The following is a 19,609-nucleotide window of genomic DNA, read 5'->3' on the forward strand; positions in this document are numbered from 1 at the left end:
ATCTGGCGTTGACTTTTGGCACGCTGTTGAGTTCTCAAGGAACGGACGCTTCCTTCGGACCGCCTTCCAGCGGGCCCTCCGGGCTTCGTTCTTTCGTGTTTCCAGCTTACCAGATGTTTTCCGCTCCGTTTACCGGGGCTTCATTCATCCGATTCCCGCTGGCGGGATTTCCTGCGAACTTCGTCCCGAAGCCTATCAAGGCTTTCGGAGTGCTCAGTCCGTGGGATTTGCTTCGTCGGAGGGCGCGCATTTCGTGAAACGCGCTCGCCTCGATTCGGCGGTGTCGTAGACACTAACGCCCGGGCCCGACTGTTGTCCAGTCAGTCCCAACCGTTCAAACCTACTAGCCCACCCGCACCACGTCAATGGTTTGGCCGGGGTGAGAGGAAGAGTAGCAGGTCAGGAGCCTGTTGATCACATCGGGCTCAGGCCGCGACGGGCTGGAGGTCCGCCCGATCGGCCGCGTCCAGATCACCGGACTCGCCGGCCGCGGCGGCCTTTCGGCCCAGCACCAGGGCGTAGACGAGGAAGGCCGCCTCGGCGAGCACGCCGATGGAGATGCGGGCCCAGGTCGGCAGGCCGGACGGGGTCACGAAGGCTTCGAGGACGCCGGAGACCGCCAGCACCGTCGCCAGGCCGATCGACATGCCGATGATCGCGCGGCCCTGTTCCGCCAGCGCCACCGAGCGGGTCCGCGGGCCGGGGTCGATGACGGTCCAGCCGAGGCGCAGGCCGAGGCCGCCGGCCACGAAGACCGCGGTCAGTTCCAGCAGGCCGTGCGGGATGAGCAGGCCGAGGAAGACGTCGAGGCGACCGGCCGAGGCCATCAGCCCGACGCCGACGCCGAGGTTCACCGCGTTGGTCCACATCACGTAGAGCACCGGAATGCCCAGCGCGATCCCGAACAGCAGGCACTGCACGGCGATCCAGGCGTTGTTCGTCCAGACCTGCGCCGCGAAGGAACTGGCCGGCCGGTCCGAGTAGTACGTCTCGTACTGGCCGCCGGGGCGGGTCAGCTCCTGGAGGTGCTCGGGTGCGACCAGGCTGTTGCGGACCTCCGGGTGGGTGGCCACCCACCACGCGAGCAGGACGGCGGCGACCATCGAGACGATCGCCACCGGCACCCACCAGCGGCGCGCGCGGTACAAGGCGGCCGGGAAGCTCACCGTGTAGTAGCGGGCGACGTCCTGCCAGCCGTTGGTCCGGGCTCCGGTCACCGCGCTGCGGGCGCGGGAGACCAGGCCGGTCAATCGGCTCACCAGGGCCGGATCGGGCGCGGCGGCCTGGACCTTGGCCAGGTGGCCGGTGGCGCGCTGGTAGAGCGTGACCAGTTCGTCGGCCTCCTCGCCGCTGAGCCGGCGCCGCCGGGCGAGGGCGTCCAGCCGGGCCCACTCCCCCTGGTGGGTGGCGACGAAGACGTCCAGGTCCATTTCGGCGGCTCCATGATCGGCGGCGGGCGCGGACGTGCGCGGGCGGGCGGGTGGGTCCAGGCTGGCGGTCCGGGCCGGCGGGTCCGGGCGGACGCGTGCGGCCCAGCATGCCAGCAGGGACTGCCGCCCGGGCCGTCGGGATCTCACTTCCCGTGCGCCCGCCGGGCCCCGTATGTTGGCGGCTGCGGATCAGACTGCGGAGAGCGGGTCAGGGGGAGCCGGTCCGGGGTGACTGCCTCCCCCGGGTGCAGCCGCTGTCCCAGGGGTGGATCTCCATGGGCGAGCCGTACGGGCTCCAAGAACGTGAACGGACAGGTGTCTTGAGCGACCTGGTGACGGGTGAGGCGGTCGTTCTCGGCCTCCAGACGGCGAAGCTTCCGAGCAGGGCCCTGGCGATCGTGATCGACCTGTTGGTGGAGTTCGCCGCCCTGCTGGTGTTCACGCTGGTGCTGAGCGTCGCCCTGATCGGCCTCGACAACGCCGCGCTGGCCGCCACGATGATCGGCCTGACGGTGTTCTTCCTGGTGGCCGTGCCGGTGATGATCGAGACCCTCACCCGCGGCCGCTCGCTCGGCAAGGCCGCGCTCGGTCTGCGGGTGGTGCGCACCGACGGCGGGCCGGTGCGGTTCCGGCACTCGCTGGTGCGCGGGCTGGTCGGCTTCTTCGAGATGATCGTGCTGACCGGCGCCCCGGCCGTGATCACCTCGGCGGTGCACTCGGACGGCAAGCGGCTCGGCGACATCTTCGCCGGGACGGTGGTCGTCCGCGAGCGCACCCCGGGTGCGGGCGGTTCCGCCGCCCCGCTGCCGCCCGTGCACCCGCAGCTGCTGCAGGCGATGGGCCACGAGCTGGTCGCGATGGACCTGTCCGCCGTGCCGGAGCCGCTCTGGCTTGCCATCCGCCAACTGCTCGGCCGGGTCGGCCAGTTGGACCCCGCGGTGATGAACCAGATGTCCACCCGGCTGGCCGGGGACCTGTCCGCCAAGATCGGCCACCCGGTCGCACCGGGGCTGCACCCGGCGGCGTACCTGGGCGCGGTGCTCACCGAGCGCCAGCGGCGCGAGTGGACGCGGGCCCGGGAGCAGCAGTGGGCGGCCGGGCCGGTACCCGCTCAGCCGGTCCCCGCCCAGGCCCCGGCTCCCGCGCCGGCTCCGATGGCCCCGGCCGGTCGGCCCACCCGGGTCCTCGGTCTTCCGCCGCAGCAGCAGCCCGCTCCCATGCCCCCGGCCGTACCCGCGGCCCCGCCCGCGCCGGCCCCGCCCGCCGCACCGACCGCACCGTCCCTCGACAAGCCCACCGACACCGGCTTCGCCCCGCCCGCCTGAACCCGGCCCGCCCGAGCCCCGCCCGTCTGAAGCCGGCTCGCCCGAAGCCCGGCCACCACGGCCGTACGGGCCCGCTACTCCTCCTCCGCCCCCACCCGCCAGGCGTTCGGCGGCGACTCCAGCTCCTCCAGCTCGATCCCCTCCGCCGCCAGCACCACGTCCCCCGCCAGGTGCACGACCTGCTGCTCGCCCGTCTCCAGGTCCGCCACCTGGTACCGCTCGACCAGCAGCGGCCCCGAATCCGTCTCGTGGGTGTCGACGCCCTCCAGCAGCCACCCCTGGTCGAGGGTGCGCGGCGCCAGCACCGGCTCGGTGAAGGCCACCAGCCGCACCCGCGCGCTCGCCCCCTCCCGCAGCCGCAGCAGCCGGGCGGTGGCGACGAGGAAGCCCGGCGAGCGGCCGGTGAAGGCGTGCGCCCGGTCGTGGCCCTCCACCGCGTGCTCGCCACCGGGGTCGGCCGCGTCGGTACGGACCCAGGCCACCCCGTCCACCGCCCCGCCGCGCACCTGCCAGCCGCCGGCCCGCAGTTCCATCCGCAGCGGCCGGGCCCGCGAGTCCAGCGTGAGGTCGGTGCTGCCGAGCACCCGGCCGTCCGGCGCGTAGGTCTTGGAGACGTACCGCCAGCCGGCCGCCCCGGGGGCGCAGCTGAAGCGCTCCTCCCCGAGCAGGACGTGGTCATGAGGGTCATGGAGCGAGTACCGGCCGTTGGGCATGCCGGAAAGCCTACGTGCGCCGCGTGCGCGCTCCGCGTGCAACCTTCCGGCCGGTGCCCGCATTAGAGCGGCGGACGGCGCGGCGGCGCGTCGCCACCACGACGAGAGGGGGTGCGGATGGCGAAGCAGACGCGCGACGTGGAGTTCACGGATTACGTGGCCTCCAGGAGCGGCTGGCTGCGCAAGGTCGCCTATCTGCTGTGCGGGGACTGGCACCGGGCCGACGACCTGGTGCAGGAGTGCGCGACCAAGCTGTACGTGAACTGGTCACGGGCCGGCCGGGTGGAGAACCTCGACGGCTACGCCCGCAGGGTGCTGGTCAACACCTTCCTCGCCGAGCAGCGCACCTCCTGGTGGCGGCGGATCTCGCGGACCGCGACGCCGGTGGACGTCGCGTCGGTGGCCGCCGACCTCGACGCCAACCTGGACCTGCGCGAGGCGCTGGCCGCGCTGCCGCCCAGGCAGCGGGCCACCGTGGTGCTCCGGTACTACTGCGATCTCACGGTCGATCAGACCGCCGAGGCGATGAGCTGCTCCTCGGGCAATGTGAAGAGCCAGACCTCACGCGCTCTCGCCACCCTCCGGACGACCCTCACCCCTCGTCCCACCACCACCGAGAGGACGCCATGAGGACGCACGAGCAGCGTGATCTGACCGCCCGGCTGAGCGCCCTCGCCGAGGCCCCGGCGCCGCCCCCCGCACTCGACGCCTCGGCCGTGATCGCCCGCGGGCGGGTCCGGCTGCGCCGCCGACGGCAGGCCCTGATCGGCGTGGTGGCCGGGTCGACCGCCGCCGTCCTGGCCGGGGTGCTGCTGCTGCGCCCGGCCGGGGGCCCGCCCGCGCCGGCCGTCCCCGCGCCCACCGCACCGGCCTCGATCACGCCCTCCCCGACCGCCGCGCCGACCCCGGCGGCCGCCACCGGTCCGCTGAGCACGGAGGTCCGCTTCGGCTGGCTGCCGCAGTGGCTGGCGCACCCGGCCGTCGGCTACGCGAACAGCGACGGCCGGTCCGTCGCGACCGCGGCCACCACGGTCGCCGTCCTCAACGCGGTCCCCGACCTGAAGCTCCAGCTGCTGCGCGGCACCGAGGAGTCCCCCGCCCCCGGTACGCACACCGCCACCGCGCCCCCGGTCGCCGGCCGGGAGGCCCACTGGCTGGTCACCGACGCGTCGGGAACCACGGTCGGCCTGCGCTGGCTGACCGACTCCGGCCGCTGGGCCGAACTGCGCGCCACGGTGTGGCTGGGGTCGAAGGTCCAGGACGACCTGCTACGGGTCGCGGCCGACGTCCGGTTCGGCGGCTCGGACGTCCCGTTCCCGGTGCGGCCGACCGGCGTGCCCGCCGACCTCAGGCTGCGGACCGCCGAGGTCCACCGGCCCACCAAGGACTCCGAGCCCAAGTGGAGCGCCATCCTGTCGTACACCGTCGACGGCAAGTGGCTGAGCGTCACGGTCCAGCCGGAGGGCTTCGGGACGTTCGTGGACGGCCGGCCGGACGGCGGCACCCCGGTGTGCCGGGTCGCGAAGGGCGTCCGGCTCTGCGCCAACGGCACCGCGGCGCAGGCTCCCTCGGTCCAGGCGGCCGGCGGGCTCGCCGGCCTGCTCGAACGGTTCGACGTGCTCGGCGCGGACGAGGCGTCCTGGGCCCGCTGACGCACCCCGCACACACGCCGGCGGCCGGCGCCCCCGGAGAGGAGGCGCCGGCCGTCGGACCGTCAACCGGTCAGTAGCGGTACTGCTCGGCCTTGTACGGGCCCTCGACCGGAACGCCGATGTAGTCGGCCTGCTCCTGGGTCAGGGTGGTCAGCTTCACGCCCAGCGCGTCGAGGTGCAGGCGGGCGACCTTCTCGTCCAGGTGCTTCGGCAGCACGTAGACGCCGATCGGGTACTGCTCGGTCTTCGTGAACAGCTCGATCTGGGCGATCGTCTGGTTGGCGAAGGAGTTGGACATCACGAAGGACGGGTGGCCGGTCGCGTTGCCCAGGTTCAGCAGGCGGCCCTCGGACAGCATGATGATGGTGTGGCCGTCGGCGAAGCGCCACTCGTGGACCTGCGGCTTGACCTCGGTCTTCACGATGCCGGGCAGCTTCGCCAGGCCCGCGATGTCGATCTCGTTGTCGAAGTGGCCGATGTTGCCGACGATCGCCTGGTGCTTCATCTGCTCCATGTGCGAGGCGAGGATGATGTCCTTGTTGCCCGTGGTGGTGATGAAGATGTCGGCGATCGAGACGACGTCCTCCAGGGTGGTGACCTGGTAGCCGTCCATCGCGGCCTGGAGCGCGCAGATCGGGTCGATCTCGGTGATGATCACGCGGGCGCCCTGGCCGCGCAGCGACTCGGCGCAGCCCTTGCCGACGTCGCCGTAGCCGCAGACGACCGCGACCTTGCCGCCGATCAGGACGTCGGTGGCGCGGTTGATGCCGTCGATCAGCGAGTGGCGGCAGCCGTACTTGTTGTCGAACTTCGACTTGGTGACGGCGTCGTTGACGTTGATGGCCGGGAACAGCAGCTTGCCGTCACGGTGCATCTCGTACAGGCGGTGGACACCGGTGGTGGTCTCCTCGGTCACGCCCTTGATCGTGGAGGCGACCTCGGTCCACTTGTTCGGGGTGTCCTTGAGGGTGCGGTTGAGCAGCTCCAGGATGATCCGGAACTCGTCGTTGTCCGCGGTGGACGGGTCCGGAGCGGCACCGGCCTTCTCGAACTCGACGCCCTTGTGGATCAGCAGGGTGGCGTCGCCGCCGTCGTCCAGGATCATGTTCGGGGTCTTGCCGTCAGGCCAGGTCAGGGCCTGCTCGGTGCACCACCAGTACTCGTCCAGGGTCTCGCCCTTCCAGGCGAAGACCGGCACGCCCTGCGGGTTCTCCGGGGTGCCCTCCGGGCCGACGGCGATGGCCGCGGCCGCGTGGTCCTGGGTGGAGAAGATGTTGCAGGAGCACCAGCGGACCTCGGCACCGAGCGCCGTCAGGGTCTCGATCAGGACGGCGGTCTGCACGGTCATGTGCAGCGAGCCGGTGATGCGGGCGCCGGCCAGCGGCTGCGACTCGGCGTACTCGGCGCGGATCGCCATCAGGCCGGGCATCTCGTGCTCGGCCAGCTGAATCTCCTTGCGGCCGAACGGCGCCAGGGAAAGGTCGGCGACCTTGAAGTCACCGGTGATGTCGGTCGACATGCGTCTGCTCCTCGCTGATGGGGTGGGGCCAAAGCTCCGGGCGTGCTTCGCGCGCGTCAGGCCGTACGGGTGCACGGCCACGCCGGGACCACCGGATCCGCGCCGGACCGGCCTCCCGTTGCGCAGCACAAACCGTCGGAGGACCTCTCTCCCTCGACCGGCGCACGCCCTACGGGTGCGGACCGCCGATCGACCGCCATCAGCAGCGACGTTCTGGCTCTGGTGACGAATCTACACCGACGGCCCCGTCGGCCGTCCGCCGATGACCGATTTCGGCCTGCGGTCCGACCGGGCCCGAGCCGGGCCCGCGAGAGTCCCCGGCCGTGGCCGGGGACGGCTCAGTGCTCGCCGCCGGGGCCCGGGCCACCGGGCGTGGCGGCCGGGTCGTCGCCCGCCGCGGCCTTCTCGGCGCTGTAGACGTCGGGCTCCAGGTAGATCGCCCGGGCGATCGGGACGACCGCGCGCACCCGCTCCTCGGCCGCGTCGATCGCCTCCGCGACCCGGGCGGCGCTGTCCTCGGCGTTGACGGCGATCTTGGCGGCGACCAGCAGCTCCTCGGGGCCGAGGTGCAGGGTGCGCATGTGGATCACTCCGGTGACGGTCTCGCCGTCCACCAGCGCCTCCCGGATCCGGCGCACCGACTCCTTGTTCGCCGACTCGCCGAGCAGCAGCGACTTGGTCTCCAGGGCGAGCACCACGGCGATCACCACCAGCAGGAGGCCGATGCACAGGGTGCCGATGCCGTCCCAGACGCCGTCACCGGTGATCACGGTGAGCCCGACGCCGAACAGCGCCAGCACCAGGCCGATCAGCGCGCCGGTGTCCTCCAGCAGCACCACCGGCAGCTCCGGCGCCTTGGCGGTGCGGATGAACTGGGTCCAGCTCTGCTTGCCCTTGGCCTTCTCCGACTCCCGCATCGCCGTCAGGAAGGACCAGCCCTCCATGCCGATCGCGAAGACCAGCACGCCGATCGCCCAGCCCCAGGCGTCCAGCGTCTCCGGGTGGCTGATCTTGTGCCAGCCCTCGTAGATCGCGAACAGGCCACCGACGCTGAACAGCACGATGGCCACCAGGAAGCCGTACACGTAGCGCTCGCGGCCGTACCCGAAGGGGTGCTCCTCGTCGGCCTCCCGGCGCGCCCGCTTGCCGCCGATCAGCAGCAGCACCTGGTTGCCGGAGTCGGCCACGGAGTGCACGCCCTCGGCGAGCATCGAGGAGGAACCGGTGAAGCCGAAGGCGGTGAACTTGGCCGCCGCGATCGCCAGGTTCGCGGACAGTGCCGCGATCAGTGCCTTGGTGCCGCCTTCGGTACTCATGCCTCTTCTTCCTCACGGGTCGGTCAGCGTCGTCGAGCGCTTACCGTACCGGCCTGGAAGTCCCGTCCGGCCGACCGCCTCAGGACTGCGCGGCCGCGAGCCCCAGGTAGACGGCGGCGAAGTCGGTCAGCGCGACCAGGTCGGCCAGCGCGTGCAGCGCGTCCGGCCGGGCGCTCGCGTACTCGGTCAGCCGGACGTCGTGGGCGGCGGCCAGCCGGTGCGCCCGGGTGACGCCGAAGCTGCGCGGCCCGGCGTCCTCCTCCGGCACCTCGACCGGGCCGTCCCGCCCCTCCTCCGTCACTGGTCCGGCCGCGCCCGGGACGTGCCGCAGCAGCAGGACCTGCAGGTACAGCGGGTCCGGCTCCTCGACCCGGTCGCGGAAGAAGTCGTCCGGGTCGGCGCCCGCTCCCAACTGCCCGGTGAACATGCCGCGGTGGGCGGTGAGCACCTGCGGCAGCGGCCCGGCCAGCGCCGGGCGCCCGGCCCGGTCGGCCAGCTGGGCGGCGAACCGGGCGGCGGCGGCCCCGGCGATCGGGCCCTCGGCCCACAGCAGCGGGACCGTCCCGGCCAGCCGGGCGGCCAGGCCCTTCGCCGGGTTGGTGTACGCGGCGGCGTCCGGGCGGCAGCGCACCGCGGCGGCGTCCAGCAGGTCGGCGACGGCCGGCAGCGCGTCGTACGGGAGCTGGGTGAGGCCGATCTTCTGGGCCAGCGCCAGCATCGGGGTGAGGTGGGACCAGAGCGCCGCCGGGTCCTCGGCCGGCAGGTCCGGCTCGGCGGCGGCCACGGGCGCGAGGTCCTCGGACAGCACCGAGGCCGTGAACGGCAGCGGCAGCGCGCGCACCTGCAGCGCGGCCTCGGCCAGCGCGCTGCCGGCCGGGGCGGTGACGACGATCGCGCAGCCGCGCGCGTACGCCTGCTCGGCGAGGCTGACCAGGCCCTGCTCGCCGCCGTCGGCGGAGCTGATCACCAGCAGGTCCAGCGGGCCGGCCCAGCCGGGCAGCTGCCAGCCGAGTCCGGCGGTGAAGGCGGGCCGGGTGCCGGCCCGATCGGCGCGCGGGGCGGCCGCCTCGGTCGGCGGCAGCGCGGTGACCAGGGAACCCGTGCCGGCCAGCGCGGACAGCATCTCGGCGGCGGTCAGCGCGCTGCCGTGCCCGGCGACCAGGACGGCGCGCGGACGGCCGTCCGGACGCAGCCGGTCGAGGCCGGCCGCCTCGGCCTGCCGCAGCGCGGTGCGGACCCGCGCGCCGGCGCCGGCCAGGGCCAGCAGGGCGCGGTCGTGGTCGGCGCGCTGCAGCGCGGCCGGGTCGTCGAGCAGGGTGTCGTCGAGCATGCGGCGAACCTCCGGCTGCGGTCCTCTGGGCGCGCGCTCCGCTGCGCGCCGGGCGGTCGGGGTGGGGCTTCGCCCCCAGGATCACGCCGGGCGGCGGGCCTCGTCCACCAGGAGGACCGGAATGCCCTCGCGGACCGGGTACGCGAGGCCGCAGTCCGCACCGGTGCAGACCAGCTCGGGCTGCTCCTCGGTGCCGCCCTCGGCGAGCGCGGCCCGGCACTGCGGGCAGACCAGGATCTCCAGCAGGAAGGATTCGAGCTTCATGGGGCTCTCCAAAGTTCGGGGGTGGCACGGAGGTGCCCCGGCCGATAGGAAACCCTACCGGCCGGGGCACCGGGGCCCGTGGTCAGGCGCGGGGCTCGGACCGTGGCCCCCGGGCCTGGGGGCTCAGCCGCGGACGACGGCGAGCACACCGTCGCGCAGCTCGGCCATCTTCGCCGGGTCCTTGGCCTCGACGTTCAGGCGCAGCAGCGGCTCGGTGTTGGAGGCGCGCAGGTTGAACCACCAGTCCGGGCCGGCCACGGTCAGGCCGTCCAGCTCGTCCACCGTGGTGCCCTCGCCGCCGGCGTACGCGGCGCGGACGGCGGCGGTGCTGGCGGCCTGGTCGGCCACGGTGCTGTTGATCTCGCCGGAGGCGGCGTAGCGGTCGTACTCGGCGGTGAGCGCGGACAGCGTGCCCGGCTGCCCGCCGAGCGCGGCCAGCACGTGCAGCGCGGCGAGCATGCCGGTGTCGGCGCGCCAGAAGTCGCGGAAGTAGTAGTGGGCGGAGTGCTCGCCGCCGAAGACGGCGTCGGTCTCGGCCATCTCCTGCTTGATGAAGGAGTGGCCGACCCGGGTGCGCACCGGCTTGGCGCCGAGCTCGCGGACCACCTCGGGGACGGTCCAGGAGGTGATCAGGTTGTGGATGACCGTCGGCTCGGCCTCGCCGGCGGCCTTGGCGCGGGCGACCTCGCGGACGGCCACCAGGGCGGTGATCGCCGACGGGGAGACCGGCTCGCCGCGCTCGTCCACGACGAAGCAGCGGTCGGCGTCGCCGTCGAAGGCCAGGCCCACGTCGGCGCCGACCTCGCGGACCTTGGCCTGGAGGTCGACCAGGTTCTTCGGGTCGAGCGGGTTGGCCTCGTGGTTCGGGAAGGTGCCGTCCAGCTCGAAGTACATCGGGACGAGCTCGATCGGCAGGCCGTCGAAGACGGTCGGCACGGTGTGGCCGCCCATGCCGTTGCCGGCGTCCACCGCGACCTTGAGCGGGCGGATCGCGGTGAGGTCGACCAGGCCCAGCAGGTGGTCGGCGTAGCCGCGCAGGGTGTCCTGGGCGGACAGCGCGCCCGGCTTCACGTCCTTGGCCGGGACGGTGACGGTGTCGTCCTCGGCGGTCCAGGACTCGACCAGCTCGCGGATCTCGGCCAGGCCGGTGTCCTGGCCGACCGGGGCGGCGCCGGCCCGGCACAGCTTGATGCCGTTGTACTGGGCCGGGTTGTGGCTGGCGGTGAACATCGCGCCGGGCAGGTCGAGCTTGCCGCTGGCGTAGTACAGCTGGTCGGTGGAGCACAGCCCGATCTGCACCACGTCGGCGCCGTAGGCCGCCGCGCCCTCGGCGAAGGCCAGGCTCAGCGACGGGGAGGAGGGCCGCATGTCGTGCCCGACCACGATCGCGGACGCGCCGGTGACCTGCACGAACGCGGCACCGAAGGCCCGGGACAGGCTCTCGTCCCACTGGTCCGGGACGACGCCCCGGACGTCGTACGCCTTCACGAGCTGCTTGAGGTCGCGCACTGCGGCTCCACCCTGGTCTTAGGACTGATCACGATACGTCTGGGCCACCGCGCGTCCGGTCGACGGGCGCGGTGACGGTAGACGGGCAGCGTACCCGGGCCGGACGAACGCCCCGTGCCGGGTGAGGCCTCAGTTGTCGGGCGAGCGCAGGACCCGGAGGTGGCCGCGGCGGCCGCCCTCGGTGGACTCGCCCTCGGGGGCCCGGCCCTGACGGTGGGTCTGCGGGCGGGCGGCCTCCCGCACGGCGTTGGCCAGCGCCTCCAGGTCGTCGCTGCTGCGGCGCAGCGGCCCGGCCTCCGCGGCGAGCCGGACGACCTCCCAGCCGCGCGGGGCGGTGAGGCGCTCGGCGTGCTCGGCGCACAGGTCGTAGCAGTGCGGCTCGGCGTAGGTGGCGAGCGGGCCGAGGACGGCGGTGGAGTCCGCGTAGACGTACGTCAGCGTCGCGACGGCCGGCCGGCCGCACGCGGTCCGCGAACAACGACGTACAGAGCTCACGAGGGTGGACGGTACCGCACTCCCCGCCGGGGAGCGAAGACCGGCTGCCCGGAGGGGGTGCCGTGTCGCCCTCCGAGCGCCGGGGCGCGGATCCGGCGCCCCGTGTGATTCCCCGTCGGAGTGGTCCACTTCCGACCGTCCAAGGACTACCCTCGGCAGTGATATGGACAGCTCCGCACCGCAGTCATCGACAGGCCCGGCGCGCCGCCCCCGGCACCGCGACCGGCACGGGCGGGGCCTGCGCGGCCCACTGGCGCCGCCCCAGGTGCCGATCTCGCTCACCCGCTCCGAACTGTTCGACGACTACGTGCGCGAGTCGGTGGAGCGCCTCGAGCGGCGTTGGCCGCAGCTGATCGAGGTGGAGTTCGCCGTGCAGGAGGTGCCGCTGCACGAGCCGGACGGCGCCGACCCCGAGGACGGCGTGCCGCTCGGGCGGGTGTCGCCGGGCGGGCAGGGGCGCAAGAGCCAGATCGTGGTGTACCGGCGGCCGGTGGAGATCCGGGCGAAGACCCGGGAGGACCGCGCGGCGCTGGTGCACGAGATCCTGATCGAGCAGGTCGCCGAGCTGCTGGGGCTGTCGCCGGACGCCATCGACCCGCGCTACGACGAGGACTGAACCCCGACGGGGGCGGCACCCGGTGGTGCCGCCCCCGTCGTCCGCCCCGAGCGGGACGGCTCAGCGCAGGACGACGCCCGGGTCCTGGCCGGCCTGCGGGACCTTGACGGTGCTGCGGTCGTCGTGCAGCGCCTGGACGGTGAACATCGGCACGTCCTTGGCCGGCAGGGACAGCATCCGGGCGGCCACCACGGGGCCGCCGGAGACGGTCTCCACGGTGAGCGCGAAGGTCCCGTTCAGCCCGGCGGGCTCGGGTGCCGGGAGGGCGACCGTGCCGCCGGCCGGGACCTGGACCTCCTTGGTGGCCGGGGTGCCGCCGCCGCTGCCGGCCGAGGCGGTGACCCGGACGGTGGCGGCGTCGCCGCTGGAGGTCAGGTAGAGCGTGGAGGCGCCGGCCCGGTTGTCGGCGACGGTGGCGCGGGCACCGACCGGGTTGCTGCCGGTCAGCCAGGCCGCGTCGGTCTTGCCGTTGGCCGCCGCCCGGTCGACCCGCAGTCCGGCCACGATCGGGGTGCGGTGCTTGTCGTCGCTGGGCGACAGCCGCAGCCCGGCGACCTCGTCCCGGGTGACCTTGCCGAGGTCGACGGCGGCCACCATGCCCGCCTTGACGTGGATCGACTCGTTGCCGGCCGGGCTGAACCAGCCGTTCTTGCCGGACAGCTGGATCTTCAGGTCGGCGTCGTCCTCGGGCGGCGCCCAGACCACCAGGCGGGCCGAGGCGGTGTCGGCGGGCAGGCCGGGCAGCACCTGGACGGGGGCCGGGTCGGCCGAGGCCGGGACCCAGTCGGCGCCCTTACCGCTGTCGGCGGCGTGCAGCGCGGCCCCGACCCGCCCGGAGCGCGCCACCACGTGCACCGCGAGGTCGGCGACCGCGCCCTTGCTGATGGTCGACAGCAGGATGGCCTGGGAACTGCCGGGCGGGACGGTTATCCCGTTGGCGGCGTCGTTGTCGATCAAGCCCTTGTCGCCGTACAGCTTGATGTCCACCACCGCGGCGGAGGACTCGGTGTTGACCAGGCTGACGTAGTCGACCCGGTCGGCGGCGGTGCTCGCCCCGGCGAACCAGAAGCCGGTCCCGGCCGGGGTGCAGGTGAGGCCGGACAGGCCGAGGCCGCGCGGCTCGGTGACCACCGTGGTCTGGGTGACGGTGAAGCCGGGGGCGAGGACGCCGGTGGCGACGGCCCCGGTGCCGGGCGCGGCGTCGCCGTTGGCGGCCGGGCCGGTGGCCGGGGTGCCGGGCTTGGGGACGGTCAGCCGGGCGTCGGCGGGCGCCGCGTTCCTGTCCTGGACAGGGGCGGCGGGGGTGCCCGAGCCGGTCGGCGCCGGGGTGGCGGGCGCCGCCGGAGCGGCGGTCGGCTGGGCGGCGGGCGCGGCCGCGTCGGAGAGCCAGCCGGCCCCGCCGGTGGCGGCGCCCGTCCCGGGCGGGGTGTAGGCGGTGAGCGTGGTCGAGCCGGTCAGGCCCTGGAGCGGCTGCGGGCAGACCGCGGACGTCCGCTCCACCTGTGCGGTGGTCGGCGCCACGCCGGCGGCCGCCTTGGCCGGAGCGGCCGGCGGGCGCACCTCGGCGATCCCGAACACCGCCGCCAGCACCACGGCCGCGGCGAGCAGCGACGGGGTGGTCCTGGCCGCGCCGCCGGCCCCGGCGGCGAACCGGCTGCGGCCGGGGCGGGCCGCCGGGGCCGGCCCGGACGGCTCCGCCGCGAAGGCGGGCCCGGCCGGCTCGGCGGCCGCGTCGGCGCCGGCGCCGGACTTCTTCCTGAACGCTGGCTTCTTCATCGCGGGCTTCTTCATCGCGGGTCAGCTCCCCGATCCGTGCTGGTGCGGGTACCGGCCGGGGCCGTTGGGGTCGTTCGGGTCGTAGTAGGGCTCGGGCTGCTGCCGGCCGGGCCCCCAGGACTGCCCGTCCGGCTGCGGCTGGTGCCCCTGGTACCCGTGGGCGTCGTAGCCGTACGGCTGCTGCTCGGGCTGGTACGGCTGCTCGTAGCCCTGCTGCTGTTGCTGGTAGCCGTCGTACGTCTGTCCGCCGTACGGTGCGGCGGCCGGCTGCTGGGCCGCGTACTGGTCGTAGCTGTACGGGTCGGCCTGCTGGTACGCCTGGTACGGGTCGCTGTACTGCTCGGTGTCCTGGACGGCGGCGGCCGCCTGGACGGCTCCGGTCAGCGGCTCGGCGGTCGGCTGGGCCGGGATCGCGCCCGGCCTGTCGTACACCCCGGACTCCTCGGCGCCGCCCTCGGCGCCCTCGCCGGCCTCGCCGCGCTCGGCCATCCGGCGGGCCCGGCGGCTGCCGGGCGCGGGGGCCTGCGTCTGGGCGGCGGCCAGCGCGGCGGCGGCGACCACCTCCTCGGGCAGGTCGTCGTCCTTGTGGCTGCGGCGGCCGGGCAGGGCCAGCACCAGGATGGTGAGGCCGAGCAGCACCTGGGCCCAGATCCAGCCGGTGTGGGCGGCGCCGCCCTCCCGGGTGACGGTCAGCTTGCCGCCGGCGGCCGGGAGCTTGAAGCCCTGCGCCCAGCCGTCGACCGTGGTGGGCTCCAGCGCGGTGCCGTCCACGGTGGCCTTCCACTCCGGGGCGGCGGACTCGGCGAGCCGCAGCACCCGGCCGTCCGGGCCGGCCGGGACGGTGGTGGACAGGTCACGGGCGCCGGACGGGACGACCACCGGGGTGGCGCCCGGGGCCGTGATCACCGCGCGGACCGCGGGGGCGCCGTTGACCTGCCAGAGCGCGGCGGCGCCGTCCTGGTTGGCCTTGACCAGGCCGGGGGTGGTGTCCAGGACGTCCTTGTAGACGTCGATCACCGGCTGCTGGACCAGCACGTAGGCGATGCCGTAGCCGGCCAGGGCGCTCGCCTGGTCGGCACCGGAGCCGGCCAGCAGGCTGCCGACCATCCGGTTCAGACCGTCCTGGGTGCCGGTCGCCGGGTCGACGGTGGACTCGGCCTGGCCGAGCGTCAGACCGGCGCCGCGCAGCACGGTGTAGCGGACCGCGCCGCCGTTGCTGTCACCGGTGACGACGAGGGTGCGGGCCCGGTCGGTGGTGCCAGCCTCCTCGGCGATGAAGGCGGGGACCTGGTCTGCCTGGCCGCGGTGCAGCGGACCGCCGGCGCCGGTCAGCGCCCACCACAGGCCGGTGCCGAGCGGGGCCAGGACGGCCGCGGCCACCACCAGGGCGGCCACCGGCTGGCGCCAGCCGAAGGCGATCCCGGCGACGCGGGCGTTGGCGCCGTCGGCGCCGATCGCGGCGGCGGCCAGCAGGGCGATCCCGGCGATCAGGGTGGCCGGTCCGGCCCAGGCGGGCACCGCCGGGCCACCGGAGGCCGGGGTGACCGAGGTGCCCGCCACCGCGACCGCGAAGACCAGACCGGCGCCGGCCGCGCCCCAGGCCACGAGCACCGCGCGGCGGCGGTCGGCGCGCAGCAGCGCGGCCAGCGCGGCCAGCACGACACCCGCCGAGAGCCAGATCGGCGGCACTCCGGCGCCGCCCGGGTTGACCAGCAGCAGGCCGGCCGCGCTCGCGCCGGTGCCGTGCAGGCCGGGCAGCCCGGCCTCCAGCAGCAGCCACTGCGGGTGCGACAGCACCTTGAGCGACCACGGGGCCAGCACCGCGACCGGCACCGCCAGGATCACCAGGACGCGCAGGCCGAGCAGCCGCAGCGCCGTGCCGCCGGAGCCGAAGGCGCCGCCGCGCACCACCGCGACGACCAGCATCGCCAGGCAGAGCGGCACCGCGAGCGCCCACGTTATCGGGACGAACGCGGTGGCCAGGGTGAGCAGCAGGACGGTCATCCAGACCGGGCGCCAGCCCGGGCGGGCGCCCTTGGCGGCGCTCTCGTCCCGGATGCCGAGGCCGGCCGCGATGGCGGCGGCGCGGGCCAGCGGCGGCAGCAGCACGGCGAGCACGGCGGTGCCGATCCGGCCCTGGGCGAGCGCGCCGGTCGCGGCGGGCAGCAGCGCGTAGGTCGCGCTGGCCCAGGCGCGGACCAGCTTGGAGTCCAGCAGCGGCCGGGACACCAGGTAGGCGCTGACCGCGGACAGCGGGACGGCGAGCACCACGAGCAGGGTGAGCGCGAGGTCGGCGTGGTCGAACAGCAGCCACGAGAGCACCGCGAGCACGCCGAGGTACGGCGGTGCGGCGGCGGTGGAGCCGGTGCCGACCGGGTGCCAGGAGTCCGCGTACATCGACCAGAGGCCGCCGGCCCCGTCGGCCGCGGGCAGCAGGGCGCCACCGAACAGTTCCCCGCCGGCGAGCAGGCCGCGGCAGGCGATCAGGGCGAACACCAGCAGGGCCGCGAACAGCACCGGCGCCGGGCGCCGGGCGAGCTTCTTGAGCAGCGTGAACTGCTCGACGACCAGGTCCTCGGCGTCCTCGTCGCCGCCGGCCTCGGCCGAGCCGTGCCGGCCGCCGGTGTCGTCGCCGCCCCCGATCCCGAGCGAGCCGATGACGCCCTCGACCGCCAGCCGGGTGGTGGCGCCGGGGGCCGGGAAGAGCGTGCGGTCGTCCAGGGCGTCCGCCGACCGGGACTTGGCGCGGCGTTTGCGCGCGGCCAACAGCCGTGGGAGGCGGACGAGTTCGTGGCCGAGGCCGGCGAGTTCGTCGAACGCCTGGCGCGGGTCCTTGCCGAGCAGGTTGGTGACGGCCCGCACCAGGGTGCCGAGCACCAGCCGCAGCAGGACGTAGGGGAAGAGCGCGCCCTTGCTGTTGGCGAGCAGGGTGTAGACGGCGCCGGCCTTGTCCACCCGGTGCGGGTGGGAGGGGCCGCAGTCGATCGCCCGGCGCTCGCGGGCGGCCGCCTCGGCGTGCCGCAGCACGGCGTCGGGGGCGACCACCACCCGGTGGCCGGCGGCGTTGACCCGCCAGCAGAAGTCGGTGTCGTCCCGCATCAGCGGGAGGGCCCGGTCGAAGCCGCCGAGCTCCTCGAAGACGTCCCGGCGCACCAGCATGCCGGCGCTGGAGACGGCGAGCACCGGGCGGACCTGGTCGTGCTGGCCCTGGTCCTGCTCGCGGCGGTCGAGGCCGGTCCAGCGGCGGCCGGAGCGGGCGATGGTGACGCCGACCTCCAGGAGCTGGCGGCGGTCGTACCAGCTGCGCAGCTTGGGGCCGACCACGGCGGCGCTGGGGGTGGAGTCGGCGACCTGGAGCAGTCGGCGCAGCGCGTCGGTCTGCGGCTCGCAGTCGTCGTGCAGCAGCCAGAGCCACTCGACCGGCCGGGTCTCGCGCGGGCCGCCGCGGCCGAGGTCGTCCTCCTGGGCGAGCGGGTCGCCGAAGTCGTCCCAGCCGCCGGTGACCGGGTCGTAGCCGGAGGGGTCGAGCCGGTACGGCAGGTCCTCCGGGCGCAGGGGCGCGCTGCCGGCCACGGCCTCGGCGACGGCGGTGCCGAAGCCGGCCCGGCGGCCGAGGACCAGCGGGCCGCTCTCGGGCAGCCAGTCGGCGAGGGTGTCCGCGAGCAGTTGCGGAGAGTTGTCGGTGGATCCGGTGTCGACCGCGAGGATCCGCTGGACCTGGCGGTCCTGACCGAGCAGGCCGGCCAGGGCCTGCGGGAGCCAGCGGGCGCCGTCGTGCGAGACGACCACGGCGGTGACCAGGTGGCGCGGGTAGGCGGGCGGCCGGGAAGCGGTGAAGCCGCTCTGGTGGCTGTAGACGGTCATCGAGTGCGCGGGCCCCAGTTCTCGGTGGACACAGCCGGTGAACGGCAACCGGATGGCGCACCACACTAACGGCTCCTGATGACCGCTTCGTCCGGGGTGTGCGTGCGGGGACGGTGAAAGGGGCCCCGGGAACGCGAAAGCGCCCCACCACCGCGGTGAGGCGCCCGTACAGCTGTGCGGTTGTCCGTCGTTGTCGAAGGGTCAGCGGGGGCCCGGGGCCGTCCGGTCAGACCGCGCTCTTCTTGAGCCGCCGGCGCTCGCGCTCGGAGAGGCCGCCCCAGATGCCGAAGCGCTCGTCATTGGCGAGGGCGTACTCCAGGCACTCCGAGCGGACCTCGCAGGCGAGGCAGACCTTCTTCGCCTCGCGAGTCGAGCCGCCCTTCTCGGGGAAGAAGGACTCGGGGTCGGTCTGCGCGCACAACGCACGCTCCTGCCAACCGAGTTCCTCCTCGTCCTCCGCGATGCCGTCCCCGATCAACAGCTCAAAGAGCTCGCTCATATGGCGCGCCTCCTCTGCCCCTACTTGGCGTCCCCGTGGTTGCCGTTGCCTCCTGCGGCTGACGACACGAGTGAAATTACAGTTGCGTCACTCTGGCCCAGTCAAGCCGAGCTCTGGTATTGGGGCCGGGATTCACTCCCTGGCACCAAGCCGTTACGAATAGTGTACATATCCGGACACATCGGACCTTTCGCCTCAAAGTCCTGAACGGTGCCGAACCATCCGCAACCACTCGCCGGGTGACGCACGATCACCGCCACAAGGCCGGTCATCGGCCTGCCTTCCCGGCGATCTTCCCATCGAAACATAGAGAGTGATGAATCACCCCATCAGGGAAAGATCCGGACCTAACCCACTCGAATGCCGCATCATTGCGTTTGACACCGGCCCTGCGAATGCGGTGTCCTTGCTGCTATGTCAGAGTTCGCCAGCCCCCGGAGCGGTTCCACCCTCCGCCGTGCCGTGAACTCCTGTTGTCGCCTCTGTTCCTGCTGTATCTAGGCGCCCGCGTCCCACCGCGCGCCGCCCCCAGGAAGCACAGAGGCCGCCCGCGATTCCCGTCCCAGGACATCCCGGATCCGGCTGATACCGACACGCCAGCCGACCCCTCCGAGGACGACTCCCGTGCGCATGATCCGCATCCGCAAGCGGAACCGCGACCGCAACAAGCTCGCCCGCCGCAGCCCCGCCACCGTCCGCACCGGCACCCCCGCCGACGCCCGGACCCGCCAGTGGGCCGACGGCCTCAGCGACGTCTCCATCGCGGGCGACCCGCTCGCCTTCCCGCACCTGGCCCGCACCGACCTGCCGGCCCACCCCGCCAGCGTCGCCGAGTACGCCCGGCTGGTGCGCGAGATCGCCGCCGACCGCGCCCGCTGGGAGCCGCTGGTCCGCTACGACGCGCTGACCCGCTGGTACGCCCGGCTGGAGACCGGCCCCGGCTACGAGGTCTGGCTGCTCAGCTGGCTGCCCGGCCAGTCCAGCGGCTTCCACGACCACGGCGAGTCCTCCGGCGTGATGAGCGTCGTCCGGGGCGAGCTGGTCGAACGCTCCCTCACCCCGACCGGCGAGAAGACCCGGGAGCTGCGACCGGGCGGGCAGCGGGTGTTCTCCTCCGGATACCTGCACGAGGTCGTCAACGGCGCGCTCGAACCCGCCGTCTCCATCCACCTCTACGCCCCGGGCCTGACCGAGATGAACCAGTACGGCGCAACCGCCGTCCCCGAGCAGCACCCGGAGCGGCAGGCGCAGGCCGGATCGCACTGAACCCGGCTGGAGGGAAGTCCGACCGTGGCAGGATG

General features: G+C 74.1%; 17 protein-coding genes. 6 read left to right on the top strand and 11 right to left on the bottom strand.

Features of this window, described 5'->3' with window-relative positions:
- A partial coding sequence (locus ACWDBE_RS36825) for a hypothetical protein (protein WP_449810147.1) occupies positions 1-257 on the top strand: 257 nt, incomplete at its 5' end.
- Between the two features lie 168 nt (positions 258-425).
- Here the strand turns inward: ACWDBE_RS36825 and ACWDBE_RS36830 are convergent.
- A complete protein-coding gene (locus tag ACWDBE_RS36830) occupies positions 426-1,430 on the bottom strand; it encodes a stage II sporulation protein M (RefSeq protein ID WP_449810148.1) in 1,005 nt (334 codons plus the stop codon).
- A 320-nt stretch (positions 1,431-1,750) separates the two neighbouring features.
- Here ACWDBE_RS36830 and ACWDBE_RS36835 point away from each other — a divergent pair, with 320 nt between their 5' ends.
- Entirely contained in the window at positions 1,751-2,755 is a 1,005-nt protein-coding gene (locus ACWDBE_RS36835) for an RDD family protein (RefSeq protein WP_449810149.1), read from the top strand.
- A 74-nt stretch (positions 2,756-2,829) separates the two neighbouring features.
- Here ACWDBE_RS36835 and ACWDBE_RS36840 read toward each other — a convergent pair whose 3' ends face one another.
- The gene (locus ACWDBE_RS36840) at positions 2,830-3,468 is read right to left on the bottom strand and encodes a hypothetical protein (protein WP_392924524.1); all 639 of its coding nucleotides are present in this window, start codon (positions 3,466-3,468) and stop codon (positions 2,830-2,832) included.
- 117 nt (positions 3,469-3,585) lie between these two features.
- On the opposite strand from ACWDBE_RS36840, the gene ACWDBE_RS36845 reads away from it, so the two are divergent.
- Positions 3,586-4,098, top strand: coding sequence for a SigE family RNA polymerase sigma factor (locus ACWDBE_RS36845; protein ID WP_449810150.1), 513 nt, complete (start codon positions 3,586-3,588; stop codon positions 4,096-4,098).
- Complete coding sequence (locus ACWDBE_RS36850) at positions 4,095-5,120, top strand: hypothetical protein (protein ID WP_449792951.1); 1,026 nt, start codon at positions 4,095-4,097, stop codon at positions 5,118-5,120. The genes ACWDBE_RS36845 and ACWDBE_RS36850 overlap by 4 nt, the downstream gene beginning before the upstream one ends.
- 70 nt (positions 5,121-5,190) lie before the next feature.
- On the opposite strand, the gene ahcY is transcribed toward ACWDBE_RS36850, so the two are convergent.
- The 6 genes from ahcY to ACWDBE_RS36880 all read right to left on the bottom strand — a co-directional run bounded on the left by ahcY (position 5,191) and on the right by ACWDBE_RS36880 (position 11,553).
- The gene (gene ahcY, locus ACWDBE_RS36855) at positions 5,191-6,639 is read right to left on the bottom strand and encodes an adenosylhomocysteinase (protein WP_392884466.1); all 1,449 of its coding nucleotides are present in this window, start codon (positions 6,637-6,639) and stop codon (positions 5,191-5,193) included.
- Positions 6,640-6,977: 338 nt separating this feature from the next.
- Positions 6,978-7,955 (bottom strand): cation diffusion facilitator family transporter, encoded by a 978-nt coding sequence (locus ACWDBE_RS36860; RefSeq protein WP_449792950.1) that lies wholly within the window; start codon positions 7,953-7,955, stop codon positions 6,978-6,980.
- Between the two features lie 79 nt (positions 7,956-8,034).
- Positions 8,035-9,285, bottom strand: a complete 1,251-nt coding sequence (locus tag ACWDBE_RS36865) for an SIS domain-containing protein (RefSeq protein ID WP_449810151.1) — start codon at positions 9,283-9,285, stop codon at positions 8,035-8,037.
- A gap of 81 nt (positions 9,286-9,366) precedes the next feature.
- Positions 9,367-9,549, bottom strand: a complete 183-nt coding sequence (locus tag ACWDBE_RS36870; protein WP_224284587.1) for a Trm112 family protein — start codon at positions 9,547-9,549, stop codon at positions 9,367-9,369.
- Positions 9,550-9,672: 123 nt separating this feature from the next.
- On the bottom strand, positions 9,673-11,058 hold the full coding sequence (locus ACWDBE_RS36875) for a phosphomannomutase/phosphoglucomutase (RefSeq protein WP_449792948.1): 1,386 nt from the start codon (positions 11,056-11,058) through the stop codon (positions 9,673-9,675).
- A 129-nt stretch (positions 11,059-11,187) separates the two neighbouring features.
- Positions 11,188-11,553, bottom strand: coding sequence for a DUF3499 domain-containing protein (locus tag ACWDBE_RS36880; protein WP_449792947.1), 366 nt, complete (start codon positions 11,551-11,553; stop codon positions 11,188-11,190).
- 163 nt (positions 11,554-11,716) lie between these two features.
- Here ACWDBE_RS36880 and ACWDBE_RS36885 point away from each other — a divergent pair, with 163 nt between their 5' ends.
- The gene (locus ACWDBE_RS36885; RefSeq protein ID WP_392884459.1) at positions 11,717-12,169 is read left to right on the top strand and encodes a metallopeptidase family protein; all 453 of its coding nucleotides are present in this window, start codon (positions 11,717-11,719) and stop codon (positions 12,167-12,169) included.
- Positions 12,170-12,229: 60 nt separating this feature from the next.
- On the opposite strand, the gene ACWDBE_RS36890 is transcribed toward ACWDBE_RS36885, so the two are convergent.
- The 3 genes from ACWDBE_RS36890 to ACWDBE_RS36900 all read right to left on the bottom strand — a co-directional run bounded on the left by ACWDBE_RS36890 (position 12,230) and on the right by ACWDBE_RS36900 (position 18,308).
- The gene (locus ACWDBE_RS36890; RefSeq protein ID WP_449810152.1) at positions 12,230-13,945 is read right to left on the bottom strand and encodes a DUF5719 family protein; all 1,716 of its coding nucleotides are present in this window, start codon (positions 13,943-13,945) and stop codon (positions 12,230-12,232) included.
- A 21-nt stretch (positions 13,946-13,966) separates the two neighbouring features.
- Positions 13,967-17,809, bottom strand: coding sequence for a glycosyltransferase (locus ACWDBE_RS36895; protein WP_449810153.1), 3,843 nt, complete (start codon positions 17,807-17,809; stop codon positions 13,967-13,969).
- 226 nt (positions 17,810-18,035) lie between these two features.
- A complete protein-coding gene (locus ACWDBE_RS36900) occupies positions 18,036-18,308 on the bottom strand; it encodes a WhiB family transcriptional regulator (protein ID WP_030062195.1) in 273 nt (90 codons plus the stop codon).
- A 624-nt stretch (positions 18,309-18,932) separates the two neighbouring features.
- Between ACWDBE_RS36900 and ACWDBE_RS36905 the strand changes: the two genes are divergently transcribed.
- Positions 18,933-19,574, top strand: a complete 642-nt coding sequence (locus ACWDBE_RS36905; RefSeq protein WP_449810154.1) for a cysteine dioxygenase — start codon at positions 18,933-18,935, stop codon at positions 19,572-19,574.
- Positions 19,575-19,609: the final 35 nt, after the last annotated feature.

This window comes from Kitasatospora sp. NPDC001132, from assembly GCF_053598415.1.